Below are 17,777 nucleotides of genomic sequence, written 5' to 3'. Positions count from 1 at the left end.
CGTTTTTTGTTGTTCTGCCTTCCAGACGGCGAGAGATATCAATCTGACAGACGGTATTCAAGCACCCCTGCGTTTGGCCCGCAGGGTCGGGTCGGCCTGGGTCGGGTCCTCGGGCCAGGGGTGCTTCGGGTATTGCGCGCGCATGTCCTTGCGTACATCGGCATAGGACCCGGCCCAGAACCCCGGCAAGTCGCGGGTGATCTGGATCGGGCGTTGCGCAGGGGACAGCAGGGTGATCTTCAGCGGCTCGCCGCCCACGATAGGGTGCTGGGTGACCCCGAACATCTCCTGCAGGCGAACCGCGATCTCGGGCACCGCCTTGCCATAGTCGATCGGAACCTTGCGCCCCAGCGGCGTGACGAAGGCCGGGGGCGCGCGGCGGTCCAGTTCCTGCATCTGGTCCCAACTCAGCCGCGCCTGAAGGGCGGGCAGCAGGTCGAACCGCTTCCAATCCTCAGCGGTGCGAACGCCGGTCAGCATCGGCAGCAGCCAGTCCTCAAGCGTGTCCATCAGCCCGTTTTCCGAAAAGTCCGGCAGGTCGACGCCCGCCGCCCGCACCAGCTCAACCCGCGCGGCCAGTCGCGCGGCCTTGCCCTCCAGCCGCAGGCCCAGATCGCGCACGCCGTCCAGCATCGCGCGGGCCACGGACTCGTCGGGCACGTCCTTCCAGATGCGGTCATCCAGCACCAGTGCGCCGAACCGTTCTTGCCGCCGGGCCACCACCCGACGGTCCCGTTTTGACCAAGCGCAGGTCTCGACCCATTCGATCTGGTCGGCGAACAACGTGCGTATCTCGGCCTCTGAGATCTGCGCGGCCATGCGCAGACGGGCCTCGCGCGGGTTGCCGTCCGTGTCGATGGCCACCAGATACGGGGCCGCGGCCAGCGGGTCGCCGGGGTCCATCACCACACCCTTGCCGCCCGACAGCACATAGCGCGGCGCGTCGCCCTTTCGCCGCTGTCCGACCCGGTCGGGATAGGCCAACGCGGCCATCGCCGCCGGGCTCAGCGGGTCGCCATCGGTCTTGATCTGGCCGCGTAGCCGTTTCGCCTCGGACCGGATCCGGTCCAGAACGCCGGGATTGGCGGGCCAAACCCGGTTGCGCTGATAGGCGCGCGGATCGCGCAGCGCCTCGAGCCGCAGCGACAGGTCCACCGGTGCGCCCTTCAACGGGTCGCGCTCTGCCATCAGGGCGGCAAGCGGGGCGGCCTGCGCGCCGGCCGTGACCAGCATGTGCCCCAGCCGCGGATGCAGCGGCAGGCCAGCCAATGCGCGGCCATGTTTGGTGATCCGGCCCTTGCCGTCCAGAGCGCCCAGCATCCGCAGCAGCGCGCGCGCCTCGGCCAGCGCCCCCTCGGGCGGGGGTGTCAGAAAGGCCAGATCCTGCGGCTCGGCCCCCCACAGGGCCAGTTCCAGCGCAAGGCCGGTCAGGTCGGCGGCTTCGATTTCGGCGGGTGGAAAGGCGGGCAGGGCGCCTTCCTCACCCTTCGACCATAGGCGATAGCACAGCCCTTCGGCCACACGGCCCGCGCGGCCCGCGCGCTGGGTCGCCTCGGCGCGGGTGACGCGCTCGGTCACCAGCCGCGACATGCCCGAGCCCGGATCGAACCGCGCGCGGCGGGCCTGGCCCATGTCCACCACCACCTGGATGTCCGGAATGGTCAGCGAGGTCTCGGCGATCGAGGTGGCCAACACCACCTTGCGCCCGGTCTCGGCCGGCGCAAGGGCGGCGCGCTGGGCGGCAAAGGGCATGGCGCCGAACAACAGCCGGATCGCGCAATCGCCGGGCAGCCGCCCGGCTAGCGCGGCCTCGGCCCGGCGGATTTCGCCCTCGCCCGGCAGAAACACCAGAATACCGCCGCCGGTGGCGCGGGTCTCGCGCTCGGCCTGCACCACCAGATCGACCAACGCATCCAGCCGCCGCGTCTGGAGGCCAAGCGGGCGGTCCAGCCAGCGGGTCTGAACCGGAAAACTGCGCCCCTCGGATGTCACCAGCGGCGCGTCCATCAACCGCGCCACCGGATCGGCATCCAGCGTGGCCGACATCGCCAGCAGGATCAGGTCGTCGCGCAGCGCACCGGCGACCTCTAGGCACAGGGCCAGCCCCAGATCGGCGTTCAAAGATCGTTCGTGGAATTCGTCGAAGATCACCGCCCCAACACCGGGCAGATCGGGCTCGGACTGCAGCATCCGGGTCAGGATGCCTTCGGTCACCACCTCGATCCGGGTGGCATTCGACACTTTCGTCTCGCCCCGCACGCGATAGCCGACGGTCTGGCCCGCGCGTTCGCCCAGTGTCTCGGCCATGCGTTCGGCAGCGGCGCGGGCGGCCAGCCGCCGCGGTTCCAGCATCACGATCCGCCCGTCGCACAGGCCGGCGTCGCGCATCGCCAGAGGCACGCGCGTGGTCTTGCCGGCGCCGGGCGGGGCCTGCAGCACCGCGCGGCCGCGTGTGCGCAGCGCGGCGATCAGGTCGGGCAGGGCATCGTCGATCGGTAGACGGGTCATGCCGCCTTATCGCCAAAGCCTCGGCCAAGGTCCAGAACGCCTGCGTCAAATCCCGTGCCCGGCGGTACTGGACAAACCCGGCCCATCCCCGTCATCTAGGGCAGATTTCGACGAAGGACCGCGCCCATGACTACAGCCGAGCTTGCCGACAGGATCCTCAAGGGCGACCGCCGGGCGCTGGCCCGCGCGATCACCCTTGTCGAAAGCACCCGCGCCGATCACCGCGCCCAGACGGCGCAGCTGCTCGAGGCGCTGTCGGGTGCCGGGCGGCAGGCGCTGCGCATCGGGTTGTCGGGAACGCCGGGGGTGGGCAAATCCACCTTCATTGAAAGCTTCGGCATGATGCTGATCGGGCAGGGGCTGCGGGTGGCGGTTCTGGCGGTCGATCCCAGCTCGGCCCGGTCGGGCGGCTCGATCCTGGGCGACAAGACCCGGATGGAACGCCTCAGCCGCGAGCCGAACGCCTTCATCCGCCCCTCACCCAGCCAGAGCCATCTGGGCGGCGTCGCCCGCCGCACGCGCGAGGCCATCGCCCTGTGCGAGGCGGCCGGGTTCGACGTGGTGCTGATCGAAACGGTGGGCGTGGGCCAGTCGGAGACCGTGGTGTCGGAAATGTCCGACCTTTTCCTGCTGCTGCTGGCCCCGGCCGGCGGGGATGAATTGCAGGGCGTCAAGCGCGGCATCATGGAGATGGCCGACATGATCCTTGTGAACAAGGCCGACGGCGACCTGAAAGCGACGGCCACCCGCACCTGCGCCGACTATGCCGGGGCGCTGCGCCTGCTGCGCAAACGCCCGCAGGACCCCGAGGGCTTTCCCAAGGCGATGACCGTTTCAGCGGTCGAGGAACACGGCCTGGACCAGGCCTGGGCCGAAATGCAGGCCTTGGCCGATTGGCGCAAACAGAATGGCCATTGGGACGCCAATCGCGCCGAGCAGGCCCGCTACTGGTTCGACCAGGAGGTGCGTCACGCGCTGCTCGCCAAGCTGGAGACCCCGCAGGCCCGATCCGAGATGGACCGGCTGGGCGCCGAGGTCGGTTCTGGGCGGCTCAGCCCCTCGGTGGCGGCCGAGCGGATGTTGCGGACTCTTGCATCCGGGTAACACCATTGCCCGCGCGGACAGGAAAACTTGGCGCAACGCCCAAGAGTTCTGTAGCCTGAGTGCAGGTGAAATCCTTGGTTGTGGTGCCCAGCACATAGAAAAACCGGAGCGCAGCTGGCTGGACGTGACCAAGCGGAGAAACAGGACCCGCCTCTTATGCCCGATATCTTTGGGACAAACGGCGATGACGATATCGATGTCACCAATGACAACGGTACGCTGAACGGCACCCCTCAGGGTACGCCAATTGATGATATCCGCGCGCGCGGCGGCAACGACATCATCACTGTCACCAACAGTACCATCTCTGGCAGTGTCCGTGGAAATGCCGGGATCGATACGATCACGGTGATCGGCAGCACGATCGGCGGTCAGGTAAGAGCCGGATCAGACGACGACACGGTCACGCTGCAAGGCTCGGTCATTGGTAATATCCGTCTGGGCGGTGGAAATGATGTTCTGAACTTCCGCAGCACCAGCGTGTCCGGCGACGTGCGCGGTGGCAGTGGTACCGACACGCTGAACCTGCCCGCAGGAACCGTGGTCAACGACAGCTCATTCGGGACATTTACCGTGTCTGCCGGCACCAGCTATTCGTTGACCAGCGGCAGTTTCACCCTGCCGTCGGGTATTACAGTCACCTATTCCGCATTTGAAAATGGATCCGGCGTTCCCTGCTTTACCGCTGGCACGAGCATTCTGACTGACCGCGGCCCGGTACAGGTGCAAGACCTGCGCACCGGTGACCTGATCTGTACGGTCGAGAGCGGCAACCAATCCATCCGCTGGATCGGTCGGCGCAGGTTTGATGCGGTTGATCTGAGGGCCAATCCGAAACTGCGCCCCGTTCGTATTTGCGCCGGGGCTTTGGGAGCGGGGCTGCCCACGCGGGACCTGTTGGTTTCCCGCCAGCACCGCATGATGGTCGGTTCTCGCATCGCGCAACGCATGTTCGGCCAGTATCAAGTTCTGATTCCCGCGATCAAGCTGACGGCGCTGCCGGGGATATTCGTAGATTGCACGGTCGACAGCATTGAGTATTTCCATCTGCTGTTCGACCGGCACGAGATCCTGTTTGCCGAATCCGCGCCGACCGAAAGCCTGTATACCGGCCCAGAGGCGCTGAAATCTCTGGGACCCGCGGCAAGGACTGAAATCCTTGCGATTTTTCCGGAACTGGCTGATGAGAACCACGAATCCGAACCCGCTAGGTTGATCCCGATAAGCCAACAACAGGCCCGTCTGATTGCTCGTCACCTCAAAAATCACAGGCCTTTGCTTGTTGATGTCTGAGCCGTTTCAGGACCATTTATTGACAAGGAAAGATTTCGCAGCTGCTGTCTTGACCCTTCCGGCGATTCCCACTAAACGCATCCAACCAGTTTTCGGGCGCGACTTCGGGTTGTGCCCCTTGTGATTTGGCTGCGGATTAATGCCCGGCCTCCAGAAACAAAGGAAGAAACCATGTCGCGCCGTTGCGAACTGACCGGAAAAGGCCCGATGACTGGCAACAATGTCAGCCACGCCAAAAACAGAACTCGTCGTCGTTTTCTGCCCAACCTTAACGACGTGACCCTGCAGTCGGAAACCTTGGGTCGTGGCGTCAAGCTGCGCATCTCGGCCGCCGCGCTGCGCTCGGTCGATCACCGTGGTGGTCTGGACGCGTTCCTGGCAAAAGCCAAGGACGAAGAGCTGTCCGCCAACGCGCTGAAAGTGAAAAAGGAAATCGCCAAGGCGCAAGCCTCGGCCTGATTTTCCCAAAGACTGTTTCGTGGCCCCTGTACCCGTTGGTGCAGGGGCTTTTCGTTTGTCTGTGGGTCCTCAACCTGTCTCAAGCCTGTATTTCAGGAACTGCGCGCCGGAATAGGTCACCGGACCGACATAATGCGCGCCGATACGCTGTAGCGCAGAGAGATTGCGGCGGGACGGTGGAAGCAGAAAAGTGACATGGGGAATACGTTCATCGGCTCGGGCGAATGCGATGGCCTCGCGGGTGATGCGCGTGCCCAGACCGAAGGCATCCGGCGTCAGGACCAAACCGAAATCCCATTCATTGCCTTCACGCTGGAACCCGCCCCAGCCGACATAGCAACCGCCGGACGTGATCGCCCAGTGCCCAAGCCCGTCGCGTTCCCAGCAGGCCTCTTTTGCGTCAATGAAGGCCCGCGCCATCGCGATGTCCCAGGGCCCCGTCAGTAAAGGCAGATGCCGAGCGACGCGGGGATCAGACATGTGCCGTGCGATTTCAGCCGGCTCAATCTGCGGCAGCCTGAGGAACTGGATTTCTGTGTGCGCTTTGCGTGGCATGACCACGATCTACGCCTGAATTTCCGCCCAAACCAGACCGTCCCGATCACTTTGCCGTTGGACTGGTGTCGCACGTAGTGTCGGTGCGGAAGGCAGAAGGACGCGACTACGTGACATTGTTCACATACAGGGTTTTGAATCTGTTTTATGTATGCGGTTATTCTACGGCGGAGTGTGGTAATGTCTGCGAATACTTCAATTATTATTTCCTTCCTTTCGACTCTTCTGGTTGGCTCATTTTCCAGCTGTGCGCGGATGCAGCGGCGGGTGAACCGGCTGCATACCGGTCTCAACACCGGTCCGGATGATCGCGGAATTCTTTGAAGGTCTCGATCAAGACAAATTCAGGGGCCGGCCAGTCAGGCCGGCCCTTTTTCTTGGTTCGCGCCAAACTGTCTCAGCGTTCACGAAGGCACTTGAAGTCCGTTTCCGATCGGGCCTAAACGTCTGCCAAGATGACCCGATCCTATCGCCTCGTGTTGCCGTTGCTACTGTCGCTGATGCTGGTTCTGACAGGCCAGAGTTTTGCGGCGTCACGGGGATTGAATGCGGCGGTCGGTCAAATGGTGCTTTGCACCGGGAACGGTCCTGTGGTTGTCTATATGGACGAGCACGGCCAGCCCACCAAACCACCTCATTTCTGTCCCGACTATGCGCTCAACTTGCTGGGTGCGGTTCTGGATGCCCCGTCGCCTGCACCGAAAGGGCCCGAGCGGGCACAGTCTGACATTCCGCTGCATTCCGACAACCTTGTTGCGGCTCCGATCCCGCAGCGACCGGCGCGCGCGCCGCCGGCCCCTGTCTGAGACCCTTCGCAACACAATCAGACAGTTAAAAAGGAGAGGCGAGATGCCCTTCAAATCATTCCTGCCCGCTATTTTCGTCGCTGCAATCATGTCCACCGCCGCCCATGCGGAAAGTGTGATCTCGGTTGAGGATGCCTACGCCCGATCCTCGGGGGTCAATGCCAAGGCTGGTGCGGCCTTCATGATGATCCGCAATTCAGGCGACACCGATGATCAACTCGTCGCTGTCAAATCAGATATCGCTGCACGGGTCGAGCTGCATACGCACAAGATTGACGACAACGGCGTGGCCAAGATGATGGAAGTCGAGGAGGGTTTTGCGATCCCCGCCGGCGAGGCGCATATGCTGCAGCGGGGCGGGGACCATGTGATGTTCATGGGGCTCAAGCAGCCGTTTGAGCAGGGCGCAACCATACCCGTCACTTTGGTTTTTGAGCAGGCCGGTGAGGTCGTTGTCGAGATTCCCGTGGACCTGGAACGGAAAGACGGCCACGGGCATATGAAGCACTCGAACTGACAGCACGCCTGTCTTCGGGCCGCGATGCGGCCGTCATCCATGCGCCAGGCCGGGTCAAGCCCCGGCCTGTTCGCGTTTCAACTGCCGATCAGCGTTGTTCTTCACTTGTTGACCACGCGCATCGAAACCCGTTCTCCGGCCCGTTTGAAACGTGCGGCCATGAACAGCATGACGCCGGCAAAGGCCAAGGCGGAGACCGCGATTGCCCAGCCCAGTGCGACGACGCCGCTTCCGGGCCAGAAGATCAGCACCAGCCCGATGATAAGGGCCACGATGCCCGAGTTCCGAACGGTCGCGCGTTCGGGGTCCAGCTGATGCATCTGGCCCAGCGAAATCAGCGAGCCGATCCCGATGATCAGCGCCCAAGCGCCCAGCAGGAAGAACGTCAGACGAGCTGTGCCTTCCGGCCAGATCAAAAGGACCAGCCCAATCAAGACCGCCCCGATACCCGCGCCTCCGATCAGTCCGCGCCGACCGAAGCCAAGAAAGGTCAGACCGCCATCGAGGATCAGCAGCACCCCTACCAGCTGCAGCAGCAGTGCGATGCTGCCGGTTGGCCAGAACAGCGCGGCAATGCCAACCGCCCCCGCAAGCAATCCGCGCAGCAGGAACGTCCACCACAGATCCGCAAGGGTGTCGCCCAGCGCTTCGCGGCTGTCGATGCCTTCGTCGTCAACGATTTCGCCACGGGGGGCTTCAGGCTCGGTCATCTGTTTCTCCTGGTTCAGGTTCCTTTAGCTTAGACCAGCGGAATGACCCGAGTCACCTGCGGCCCAGCAAGTCATCGACCCAGCGTGGCACGATCTGGGTGGCGGGGCCAAGCAGCGTCTGGTCGAAACTGGATGCACCAACCGAAGGCTCGAGGTTCAATTCGACCGTACGTGCGCCCGCAGCTATGGCTTCGTGCACGAAGGCCGCAGCCGGGTAGACTTGGCCGGAGGTTCCGATGGCGGCGAATATCCCGGCCTGTGCCAGATGGTCGTAAATCTGATCCATGTGGTAAGGCATTTCGCCGAACCACACTATGTCGGGTCGGGCGGTTGCCTCGCGGCAGGCGGGGCACTGTTCGCCCACGGACATTTCCGCTGGCGCAGTCCAGCGATGCCCGCAAGAGGTGCAAAGCGCGCCGGACAGGATGCCGTGCATGTGGATAACCCCGGTCGCACCTCCGGCTTCGTGCAGGCTGTCCACGTTCTGCGTTACGATCACCACTTCTCCCGGCCATTCGCGCTGAAGCCGGGCCAGTGCTGTGTGGGCTGCATTTGGGTCGGCGCCACCCGCCTGCACCCGGCGCGCGTTGTAGAAGCCATGAACAAGGGCAGGGTTTCGGGCAAAACCTTCGGGTGTCGCCACGTCTTCGATCCGGTGCTGGGCCCACAATCCGCCTTCATCGCGAAAGGTGCCCAAACCGCTTTCCGCCGAAATCCCGGCTCCGGTCAAAATCACGATCTTTTCCATTCGCCCTCCACACGCTAAACCCGAGCCATGTCACAGCGTATCCTGTTTGTCTGCCTCGGCAACATCTGCCGGTCCCCTGCTGCCGAAGGTGTTTTCCGTGTCAGGGCGCCTCATCATGCCTGCGACAGTGCCGGAACGTCCGACTGGCATGTCGGGGATCCACCCTATGCGCCGATGCAACACGCGGCTCGCAACCGAGGGCTGGAGCTGAGCGATCTGCGCGCGCGCCAGTTTGCGGTGTCCGATTTCGACAGGTTTGACCTGATCATCGGTATGGACAGCGAAAATATCGCCAAGATCGAGGCTTTGCGCCCGGCCGACAATCCTACACCCGTACGCTTGCTGACCGGATTTGCGCCCCACACCGGCGCTGATCATGTGCCCGACCCCTACTATACCCGCGATTTCGACGGGGCGCTGGACCTCATCGAAGCCGCCGTGGATGGGTTGGTGGCATATCTGGACGGCTAGCCGCCGATCACCTTCAACTGACCGGATAACCAGGGCAGGCGGGAAAGGGCTGGTTCGATCATCTGGCTTTGCATCAAACGGCGCGTCATGCCCGCGACTTCGCGCGGAACCTGATCTGACCAGTCAGACCGAGTGAACAGGGAAATAGTGCGCGAGAACTCTCCGAACGGAGCCGGGTAGACATCCATGCCTTCGTGGAAGCGGGCTGCCCGCATGTATCCCAACGGCGTGGTGATTGCCCAGCCAAGGCCGCGCGCCACCATGGCCATCAGGGCCAAGTGCGACCCGATCTCGAACCGCTCTTCGAACTGCAGCTGTTGCCGCGCCAGGTGGCTTTCGATTTGCCGGCTGATCAACTGTTCCCGCGCATAGCGCAGAAAGGGCAGGGTCTGCAAAGCAGCCTCTACGCCCCCATTGGGCACACCGCCCTTCGGCGCGACCAGAATGAAAGGATCCTGCACCAAAGGGTACTCCACCACGCCTTCAAGCACCTCGCCGCTATGGGCCGAAACCGCCAGATGCAGGCGTTGCGAAGCCAGCGCCTCAAAGATTTCGAGGCTGGGGAGAGTTATGAGTTTGAACTTGGAACGGGTCAGGCTGTCGGCCAGCAATGTGGCAAGACGCGGGGTCAGGTCATTGTCGAAATCGTCGATCAGGCCGATCGAAAGCGTGCTCAGATGACCCAGGTCCATGACCGACAGCTCGCTTTGGGCCATCTGCAACTCGGCCAGTACGGATTCGGCCCGCGCCAGAAAGCTGCGCCCGGCTTGGGTCAGGCGCATGGGTCTGCGCCCGTGATCCACCAGGTCCGTGCCCAGAGCATTCTCGAGATTGCGCAACTGCTGGCTGACCGATGGCTGGCTGAGTCCGGTAATCTCGGCAGCCTGTGCCACCGAACCGGTCCGCGCCAAGGCCTCGAACACTTCGAGACCGCGCAGGGTCAACCCTTTCGTCACCATATGATTTCCCTTTCACTGCGCCATTACTGAGGCGCAGGGCGGGTCAGGTCAAGGATCGCGGTCAGCGTCAGCTGCAGATCGCCTGCGCCATGCGGCCAAAGTTCTGATACCGCTCCCACAGCGCGTCATCGCGGGCGGATTTCGACATCTTCAGCTCTTGGGCTTGATGCGGGTCGGTGAACCACTTGGCCACGGTTTTCTGGTCTTTGTTGGTCAAAGCCTGATCTGCCACCCGCTGGATGCACTTGCACCTGTCGCGTGTCGCCGCCGAACGGTCGGACGCCAAACATGCACGTTTGATCTGCGCCGCTTCGGTCATGGCCGGGGCCAAAGTGGTCAGCGACGTGGCGCATAGCGCGATAATGAGGAACTGTTTCATGCTCATGCCTCGTTTTGCCTGCCCGGAGGAGTCTTGCGTCCCTCTCGGCTTGCGGCGCAGTATCGTCCAAGTTTTCCTGCCGTTCAACAATTTGCTTTCAGAAACTCCGTACCTGAGTCGAAAGTGCCGCGGTTGGCGCTATGGTCGGCCGTGGCATGACCTTCGAACCCCGTTTTGGACGGTGCAGCACGGCCTAGTTCTGTATACGTACGGTCGCCTGGATGCAGCTGAGGGCTTGGAACGAAGCCAACCGCAGCGTCGTAGCTTCATCGGGCTGAAATATGGGGTGTTCGCCGTGCTGTCTCACCTTGACCAGCGCCCGATTTCGAACCATATCCCGACGCTATGACAGACCTCGCTCATATCCGCAATTTCTCCATCGTCGCGCATATCGACCATGGCAAATCCACCCTTGCCGACCGGCTCATCCAAGAGACCGGGACGGTGCAGGATCGCGACATGAAGGAACAGCTGCTCGACAGCATGGATATCGAGCGCGAACGCGGGATCACCATCAAGGCCAACACGGTCCGCATCGACTATACCGCCGACAATGGCGAGCAGTACGTGCTGAACCTGATCGACACCCCCGGCCACGTGGACTTTGCCTATGAAGTCTCGCGGTCCATGCGCGCGGTCGAAGGCTCGCTGCTGGTGGTGGACTCAACACAAGGGGTCGAGGCGCAGACGCTGGCCAACGTCTATCAGGCCATCGACGCCGACCACGAGATCGTGCCGGTGCTGAACAAGATCGACCTGCCGGCCAGCGATTGCGACCGCGTGGCCGAACAGATCGAGGACGTGATCGGCATCGACGCCACCGACGCCATCCGCGTCTCGGCCAAGACGGGCGAGGGGATCCATGAGACGCTCGAGGCGATCGTGAACCATCTGCCCGCGCCCAAGGGCAACCTGGACGCGCCGCTCAAGGCGATGCTGGTGGACAGCTGGTACGACGCCTATCTAGGCGTGATCGTTCTGGTCCGTATCATGGACGGCGTTCTGAAAAAGGGCATGCGGGTCAAGTTCATGTCGAACGGCACCCTGCACCATGTCGACCGCGTGGGCGTGTTCCGCCCCGAGATGCAGATGGTCGACCAACTCGGCCCGGGCGAGATCGGCTTCCTCACGGCGTCCATCAAGCAGGTGCGCGACACCCGTGTGGGCGACACCATCACCAATGACCGCAACGGTGCCGAAACCGCTCTGCCGGGGTTCAAACCCGCGCAGCCGGTGGTGTTCTGTGGCCTCTTCCCCGTGGACAGCGCCGAGTTCGAAGACCTGCGCGACGCGATCGAGAAACTGGCCCTGAACGACGCCAGCTTCTCCTACGAGATGGAAACCTCGGCCGCGCTCGGCTTCGGCTTCCGCTGCGGCTTTCTCGGCCTGCTGCACCTCGAGGTCATCCGCGACCGCATCGAACGCGAATACGATATCGAGCTCATCACCACCGCGCCGTCGGTGATCTATCACGTCTACATGAAAGACGGCGAGATGATCGAACTGCACAACCCCGCCGACATGCCCGACATGTCCAAGGTCGACCACCTCGAAGAACCGCGCATCAAGGCCACAATCCTTGTGCCCGACGAATACCTGGGCGACGTGCTGAAACTCTGCCAGGACCGCCGCGGCATCCAGATGGACCTGACCTATGCGGGCAGCCGCGCGATGGTCGTCTATGACCTGCCGCTGAACGAGGTCGTCTTCGACTTCTACGACCGCCTGAAATCGGTGACCAAGGGCTATGCCAGCTTCGACTACCAGATGACCGGCTACCGCGAGGACAGCTTGGTCAAGATGTCGATCCTTGTGAATGACGAGCCGGTGGACGCGCTGTCGGTCATGGTCCACCGCGACCGCGCCGAGACCCGCGGCCGCGCCATGTGCGAAAAGCTGAAAGAGCTGATCCCGCGCCACATGTTCAAGATCCCGATCCAGGCGGCCATCGGCGGCAAGGTCATCGCGCGTGAGACCCTGAGCGCCTTACGCAAGGACGTGACCGCGAAGTGTTACGGTGGCGACGCCACGCGGAAACGGAAGCTGCTGGACAAGCAGAAGGCCGGCAAGAAGAAGATGCGCCAGTTCGGGAAGGTCGACATCCCGCAGGAGGCGTTTATTTCAGCTTTGAAGATGGATTCTTGATCCAGCCATGTGCATGGCCACACCGCGAGGCTGCTATTGACCCGAAATCTACTGTATCAAGCTGGCACGGTTGAAGGAAAATCGCGATTTAAACCGTAGGTTCAATATGGCAGAAATTGTCTATGTGCTGACAAACCCGTCAATGCCAGGTTTGGTGAAAATTGGCCTGACTCGAAGAGACGACCCGATTTCGCGAATGGCAGAACTGTTCTCTACTGGTGTCCCGGAACCTTTTCAATGTGAGGCGGCATGGGAGGTCGGGCACGCGATCGAAATCGAATCCAAGATGCATGCCAAATTTTCGAGTGTTCGCGTAAATCCATCAAGAGAGTTTTTCAAAATTTCGGCAGAAAGAGCGATTGAGGTTCTGAGATCTTTTGGCCTGCGCGACATAACGCATGAGGTACAGAAGAAGCTTGAATTGGCAAACGAGGCCGCATTTCGGCGCCCAGTCCAAAATTGGTTGGAAATGGGGTACTCTGTCGGCGACAAGTTTTTCGCTGGTGAAACCGGCGAGTTTGTCACCATTGTTGACGGCAGAACGGTCAGCTACCGCGGTGAATTAATGTCTCTAAGCCAAGCACGAATTATTATTCGTCGGCGTTTTCCTGAGCTGCCTGCCTCAGGCGCTTTTCACAAAGACGGAGAGTTGATTCAGGCTCGCTATGACCGGACCTACGGACCACCCTCACAATCCTATTACCCAACGGAATAACTTGTTGCCCTAATGGTGTTGTTTACGACCGGCGGCGCCGTCGGCCTGCTTTAACCTAGGTTCAAGTCTCCGGCATGACCCATACTTGTCAAACCGAAGGTTTGCCTCCGGCAAAACGGACGGCACGTAACGGCCCAGGACTTCGCCCGTTCGGCATTGAAACGGCCCACCGGCCAGTTTCCAAAACGTGCCTCGCCTCATAAAGTGACCCACTTCACAGCCCCACCAACCCGCACCTGCTAAGGTTGACCCAACGGAAACCAATGGCGGAGGCCCCATGTCCATGATCCCCATCATCGCGCTTGGATCGGCGGGTCTCTATTCCGTGGCCATGATCTCAATGAAATTCTGGTGGAAACTCCCCGGCCTCGGGTTGGGGCTGCTGATCGTCGCCACTTTGCTGGCCGCCGCCACGCTGGAACTCGCCGCGCTGCGCGATGAACGGCTGGGCATCATCTATACCGGCATTCTGGGGGCCGAGGTCGTGCTGATCGCCATCGCCTCGTTCTTCCTGTTCGGCGAGTCCTTTTCCTACCGCGAGGGGCTGGGCATCGCCCTTGTCATCGCGGGCACCGCGCTGGCATGGGCCTGAGCCCGTCGGTGAGCGCCGCATAAACCCTTCATGAAGTTTCCCTTAGGTAAGTTGTAACGGCCGCGCGCCCTCCCAATCTGTTCAGCAGGCCAGCAAGGCCCGCCGATCACAGGGAGAGAGCCCATGACCAGATACATGACCGCCGGCGCCGCCGCCGTGGCCGCCACATTGACAATGGGGTCTGCCGCCCTCGCCGATGCCATGCCCGACCTGCGCGGCACGTGGACGGCCAGCCAGACTACGGTGTCGCCCTCGAACGCCAACACCGCCACCGCGCCGCGGTTCAATACCTCGGAATGGGTGCTCGAGATCCAGGCGCAGCACGAAAACGTGTTCTGGGGGCCCAGCATGTGGCGACGCAACGCCATGGATGACTGGACGATGTATGAGGCCACCGGCTCGATCAGCCAGGATGGCTCGGGCAAAATCGGCATTGTCGAAACCGCTGCTGATCCGACCTGGGGCGTCAATGCGCTGATCGATGCGCGGTACGAGGACGGCAAGATCTATGCGGATTTCCGTAGCCTGCGGACTGGAACCACCTACAGCACGGTTCTGGAACGACAGGTGAACTGAAGCGTTTCCGGCCCAGGCGGTTGTAGGGGGTAGTTGCCGTTGCCCGATTTTGCGGGAGACGGAGAGTAGTAGGTTGCCTCGTCCGGGTCGGAACGCTTCTCAATTTGTGGGCTGCACGTTCGTTCACCGTTGCGTGTGGCGACTCATCGATGGCGATTCGAACGATATGCCCGTATCTGTCACGTCAGGTCCGCCATGAGGGCCGGGATTTTCCTTTTGCACCCGCAGAAATCGCCCATTTGAGCGGAGAGAAATCGACCTTCGGCTTTTCCCAGCGCAACCCAGCCCGATTTCATCATTTCCCGACTTATCCACATCGTCTTCCAGCCGGATATCAACATTTTATCCCCGGCTATTTTTCATGCTGCAGTGCTATTTTCTTGCCGGACGGGAGGGCGAGTGCCAATGTTCACACATCGCCAAGGTTCATCACGATCCAAGGCGGGACGCAAAGGTCAGGGGGTCCTGGCACCGCAGGCAGATCTTAGGATTTTCGTCGGGTTGCAAGGGCTTACCGGTAGGTGACCAGTCAGGAGGGGCGCAAGCCCGGCTTGAGCGGTCAGCTTCTCAGAAGGCCAGAGCGGGCGGCAGAGCGCCATCAGGTGCTTTGCGGCAGCGAGGTCCCCTCGGGGGCTGAAGCAACTGGATCGGGGCGTCCCTCGGGCGTGTCGACCCGGCAAGGCGTCAGGGGTGTCCGCAAGGGCACATGCAAAGACCGCGTCTGCGCACCTGGCGCCTTTTCCTTTTGCCGATTTCGGTTTCGTACAGGCTTCCACTCACCGCCCGTCAGAACGGGAACGGGGTTCTTGCGCAATTGCACAAGAACCCCGCAGTCGTGTCAGTAATGCATTACCGCGTCTATGCACCTGTGGCAGGGACAATAATCCGGTCGCCCGGAACTTTCAACCATATGTTGGTAGTGCTGCGCCGCTGTCCGCTAGATGCTGACGGGTGTCAGAGGCTTTCCTGAACGTCCGTCGCCGCGCCCTGGATGGCGTCGCCGGCTTTTTCGATGTCTTTGCCCGCGCCTTTTGCGGTTTCACAGGCCGTCAGGGCCAAAAGGCTCAGCCCGATCAGAATAGTGCGGATCATCGATATCTCCTTGGTTGGTCGACTACCAATCGGTAGCACCATTCAGGCAATGCAGACAAACCTTTTTGGGTGATCAGCCTTTGCGGAAGATGGGACCAAGGATGGCCGTCGCGACAAAGATCAACGCGGCCGCGCAAACGATGCTTGGTCCAGCGGGTGTATCCGCCCAATATGCACCGCCCAGCCCGCCCAACGCCGCCGTCGAGCCTATGATCGCAGCGGTGAAAGCCATACTTTCTGGGGTGCGGGCCAAAGGGCGGGCTCCGGCCGCTGGAATGACCAGCAGGGCCGCGATCAGAAGAATTCCGACAACTTTGATGGCGACCGCAACGGCCAGTGCCATCGCCAGAGTCAGCCATAGTTCTTCTCGTTTAGGATCGAACCCGGATGCCTGAGCCAAGTCCGGGTTGAGTGTCGAAACCAGAAGGGCTGACCAGCGCCAGACCATCAGCGCCAGAATCGTGGCGCCACCGATCCAGATCGTGGCCAGATCGGACTTTGTGACGGCAAGGATATCGCCGAACAAAAAGGCATTCAGGTCCAGTCGGACATCGGACAGCAACGCCACGGTTACCAAGCCGGCGGCCAGTGCGGTGTGTGCAATCACACCCAGAAGCGTGTCCATGGCGTAACCGCGACCGCGCAGCAGGCTGACCGACAAGCCCATGGCAAGCGCAGCGGCAATGATTGCGGGCAGCAGCGGCAGAGAAAAGCTGAGCGCCAGCGCTACACCCAATACGGCCGCATGTGCGGTGGCCTCTCCGAGATAGGCCATGCGCCGCCAGACGACAAAACATCCCAGCGGTGCCGCGGCGATCGAAACACCGAGTCCTGCCAGGGCGGCGCGAACCATGAAATCGTCCAGCATCAGTGTGACGTATCCTGCGCGTGATTGTGATCGTGGGTATGACTGTGCTTGTGTTGGTACAAGGCCATCGTGCCCCGCGTTCCGCTGCCGAACAACGCCCGATATTCGGGCGCGTCCGCGACCATTTGGGGTGCCCCTTCACAGCAGACATGCCCGTTCAGGCACAGAACCCGGTCGGACGCGGCCATGACGACGTGCAAGTCATGGCTGACCATGACTATGGCGCAACCGAGGTCCGTGCGAACCTGTTCAATGCGTTCATAGAAGGCAGCTGCGCCGGGCTGATCAAGCCCCTGGGTTGCTTCGTCCAGCAGCAGCACCTGAGGCTCTTCCAGCAGCGCGCGGGCCAGAAGGACGCGTTGAAACTGACCGCCGGACAGTCGGGTCATCTGTCTGTCACGCAAGTCCGGCACGCCGGCCAGTTCAAGCGCGGTTTTGGCCTTGCTGGCCGAAACCCGTTTCGGCAGACCAAGGAATCGTTGCACAGTCATCGGCAGGGCGGCGTCCAGCGCAAGTTTCTGGGGGACATAGCCGATCCGCAAACCCGGGGCGCGCCGAACAGTGCCCTGAGCCGCGGGAACAGCTCCGATCATGGCGCGCAGCAGAGTCGATTTTCCCGAACCGTTCGGGCCGACAATGGTGACGATTTCACCAGCGGCGATCTGTGCTGATACGTTGTCCAGAATGAGCCGGCCATCCAGGCGCACCGACAGGTTCTGTAGAGAAATGAGGGGGGTCGTCATGGCTGCGTTCCAATGCAGTCCGGGCAAAGACCTTCGGCCTCGACCACAATCCTTTCAATGGTGAAGCCTGATGTGTCGGCGGCAGCACCAAGCCGGCCCTGAGTCAGCTCGGTTTCGGTTTCGGCCACGGCCTTGCAGGCCCGGCAAATCAGAAACGCAGGCACGTGGTCGTGCGTGGGGTGGGCGCAGGCCGCATAGGCGTTCATCTGCTCGATACGGTGCACGAACCCATGCTGCACCAGGAAGTCCAGTGCACGATAAGCCACCGGAGGTTGCGACCCCATGCCTTCGGCCGACAGAATAGCCAGAATGTCATAAGCTCCCATTGCCTTGTGCTGCTCCAACAATATCTCCAACACGCGGCGGCGCACCGCCGTGAACTGAAGCTTCTGGTTGGCGCATTTTTCCTCGGCCTTGCTCAGCGCGGTTTTCATGCAGTGGTTATGATTGTGGTGCCTGAAGCCTACTGTGCTCATGTGCGCTCCGAAATTTTTGGCTTGATATGTTATAACGTGGGCAATATCAAGCCGACCAGCA

Annotated in this window: 20 protein-coding genes; 10 read left to right on the top strand and 10 right to left on the bottom strand. The window is 61.9% G+C overall.

Features of this window, described 5'->3' with window-relative positions; translation table 11 throughout:
* Positions 1-57: 57 nt before the first annotated feature.
* On the bottom strand, positions 58-2,508 hold the full coding sequence (gene hrpB / locus ACR0CU_RS09240) for an ATP-dependent helicase HrpB (protein WP_480642879.1): 2,451 nt from the start codon (positions 2,506-2,508) through the stop codon (positions 58-60).
* Positions 2,509-2,634: 126 nt separating this feature from the next.
* Here hrpB and meaB point away from each other — a divergent pair, with 126 nt between their 5' ends.
* The 3 genes from meaB (at position 2,635) to rpmB (ending at position 5,364) form a co-directional block, all read left to right on the top strand.
* Complete coding sequence (meaB, locus tag ACR0CU_RS09235; RefSeq protein ID WP_170370853.1) at positions 2,635-3,612, top strand: methylmalonyl Co-A mutase-associated GTPase MeaB; 978 nt, start codon at positions 2,635-2,637, stop codon at positions 3,610-3,612.
* A 156-nt stretch (positions 3,613-3,768) separates the two neighbouring features.
* Positions 3,769-4,905 (top strand): Hint domain-containing protein, encoded by a 1,137-nt coding sequence (locus ACR0CU_RS09230; RefSeq protein WP_480642877.1) that lies wholly within the window; start codon positions 3,769-3,771, stop codon positions 4,903-4,905.
* Positions 4,906-5,076: 171 nt separating this feature from the next.
* Positions 5,077-5,364 (top strand): 50S ribosomal protein L28, encoded by a 288-nt coding sequence (gene rpmB, locus ACR0CU_RS09225; protein ID WP_039532366.1) that lies wholly within the window; start codon positions 5,077-5,079, stop codon positions 5,362-5,364.
* A 69-nt stretch (positions 5,365-5,433) separates the two neighbouring features.
* On the opposite strand, the gene ACR0CU_RS09220 is transcribed toward rpmB, so the two are convergent.
* Positions 5,434-5,919 carry a GNAT family N-acetyltransferase gene (locus ACR0CU_RS09220; protein WP_170446853.1) on the bottom strand — a complete coding sequence of 162 codons (486 nt, stop codon included), beginning with the start codon at positions 5,917-5,919 and terminating at the stop codon, positions 5,434-5,436.
* 455 nt (positions 5,920-6,374) lie between these two features.
* On the opposite strand from ACR0CU_RS09220, the gene ACR0CU_RS09215 reads away from it, so the two are divergent.
* Together ACR0CU_RS09215 and ACR0CU_RS09210 are read left to right on the top strand one after the other, a co-directional pair.
* The gene (locus ACR0CU_RS09215) at positions 6,375-6,725 is read left to right on the top strand and encodes a hypothetical protein (RefSeq protein ID WP_170338018.1); all 351 of its coding nucleotides are present in this window, start codon (positions 6,375-6,377) and stop codon (positions 6,723-6,725) included.
* Between the two features lie 43 nt (positions 6,726-6,768).
* Complete coding sequence (locus tag ACR0CU_RS09210; protein WP_170446851.1) at positions 6,769-7,242, top strand: copper chaperone PCu(A)C; 474 nt, start codon at positions 6,769-6,771, stop codon at positions 7,240-7,242.
* A gap of 101 nt (positions 7,243-7,343) precedes the next feature.
* Here ACR0CU_RS09210 and ACR0CU_RS09205 read toward each other — a convergent pair whose 3' ends face one another.
* Together ACR0CU_RS09205 and ACR0CU_RS09200 are read right to left on the bottom strand one after the other, a co-directional pair.
* Complete coding sequence (locus ACR0CU_RS09205) at positions 7,344-7,952, bottom strand: HdeD family acid-resistance protein (RefSeq protein WP_170446849.1); 609 nt, start codon at positions 7,950-7,952, stop codon at positions 7,344-7,346.
* 52 nt (positions 7,953-8,004) lie between these two features.
* Positions 8,005-8,700, bottom strand: coding sequence for an NAD-dependent deacylase (locus tag ACR0CU_RS09200; protein WP_170446847.1), 696 nt, complete (start codon positions 8,698-8,700; stop codon positions 8,005-8,007).
* Between the two features lie 27 nt (positions 8,701-8,727).
* Here ACR0CU_RS09200 and ACR0CU_RS09195 point away from each other — a divergent pair, with 27 nt between their 5' ends.
* A complete protein-coding gene (locus ACR0CU_RS09195) occupies positions 8,728-9,171 on the top strand; it encodes a low molecular weight protein-tyrosine-phosphatase (protein ID WP_170446845.1) in 444 nt (147 codons plus the stop codon).
* On the opposite strand, the gene ACR0CU_RS09190 is transcribed toward ACR0CU_RS09195, so the two are convergent.
* On the bottom strand, positions 9,168-10,130 hold the full coding sequence (locus ACR0CU_RS09190; protein WP_170362997.1) for a LysR family transcriptional regulator: 963 nt from the start codon (positions 10,128-10,130) through the stop codon (positions 9,168-9,170). The two genes, ACR0CU_RS09195 and ACR0CU_RS09190, sit on opposite strands and share 4 nt — an antisense overlap.
* 67 nt (positions 10,131-10,197) lie before the next feature.
* Complete coding sequence (locus ACR0CU_RS09185; protein ID WP_093962696.1) at positions 10,198-10,509, bottom strand: hypothetical protein; 312 nt, start codon at positions 10,507-10,509, stop codon at positions 10,198-10,200.
* Positions 10,510-10,854: 345 nt separating this feature from the next.
* Here ACR0CU_RS09185 and lepA point away from each other — a divergent pair, with 345 nt between their 5' ends.
* The 4 genes from lepA (at position 10,855) to ACR0CU_RS09165 (ending at position 14,537) form a co-directional block, all read left to right on the top strand.
* Entirely contained in the window at positions 10,855-12,654 is a 1,800-nt protein-coding gene (lepA, locus tag ACR0CU_RS09180) for a translation elongation factor 4 (protein WP_170446843.1), read from the top strand.
* 106 nt (positions 12,655-12,760) lie between these two features.
* A complete protein-coding gene (locus tag ACR0CU_RS09175) occupies positions 12,761-13,369 on the top strand; it encodes a GIY-YIG nuclease family protein (protein WP_170446841.1) in 609 nt (202 codons plus the stop codon).
* 277 nt (positions 13,370-13,646) lie between these two features.
* Positions 13,647-13,961: a hypothetical protein gene (locus ACR0CU_RS09170; RefSeq protein ID WP_110644555.1), complete on the top strand. Its 315-nt coding sequence runs from the start codon at positions 13,647-13,649 to the stop codon at positions 13,959-13,961.
* Between the two features lie 123 nt (positions 13,962-14,084).
* Positions 14,085-14,537 carry a hypothetical protein gene (locus tag ACR0CU_RS09165; protein WP_170446839.1) on the top strand — a complete coding sequence of 151 codons (453 nt, stop codon included), beginning with the start codon at positions 14,085-14,087 and terminating at the stop codon, positions 14,535-14,537.
* A 954-nt stretch (positions 14,538-15,491) separates the two neighbouring features.
* Here ACR0CU_RS09165 and ACR0CU_RS09160 read toward each other — a convergent pair.
* The 4 genes from ACR0CU_RS09160 to ACR0CU_RS09145 all read right to left on the bottom strand — a co-directional run bounded on the left by ACR0CU_RS09160 (position 15,492) and on the right by ACR0CU_RS09145 (position 17,716).
* Complete coding sequence (locus ACR0CU_RS09160) at positions 15,492-15,629, bottom strand: entericidin A/B family lipoprotein (RefSeq protein ID WP_093962692.1); 138 nt, start codon at positions 15,627-15,629, stop codon at positions 15,492-15,494.
* Positions 15,630-15,702: 73 nt separating this feature from the next.
* Positions 15,703-16,497, bottom strand: coding sequence for a metal ABC transporter permease (locus ACR0CU_RS09155; protein ID WP_170522799.1), 795 nt, complete (start codon positions 16,495-16,497; stop codon positions 15,703-15,705).
* Complete coding sequence (locus ACR0CU_RS09150; protein WP_170435211.1) at positions 16,497-17,240, bottom strand: ATP-binding cassette domain-containing protein; 744 nt, start codon at positions 17,238-17,240, stop codon at positions 16,497-16,499. The genes ACR0CU_RS09155 and ACR0CU_RS09150 overlap by 1 nt, the downstream gene beginning before the upstream one ends.
* Positions 17,237-17,716, bottom strand: coding sequence for a Fur family transcriptional regulator (locus ACR0CU_RS09145; protein WP_170368787.1), 480 nt, complete (start codon positions 17,714-17,716; stop codon positions 17,237-17,239). The genes ACR0CU_RS09150 and ACR0CU_RS09145 overlap by 4 nt, the downstream gene beginning before the upstream one ends.
* Positions 17,717-17,777 lie beyond the last annotated feature (61 nt).

Source organism: Ruegeria sp. BC2, assembly GCF_056539245.1.
This window is presented reverse-complemented; position numbering and strand designations above follow the sequence as displayed.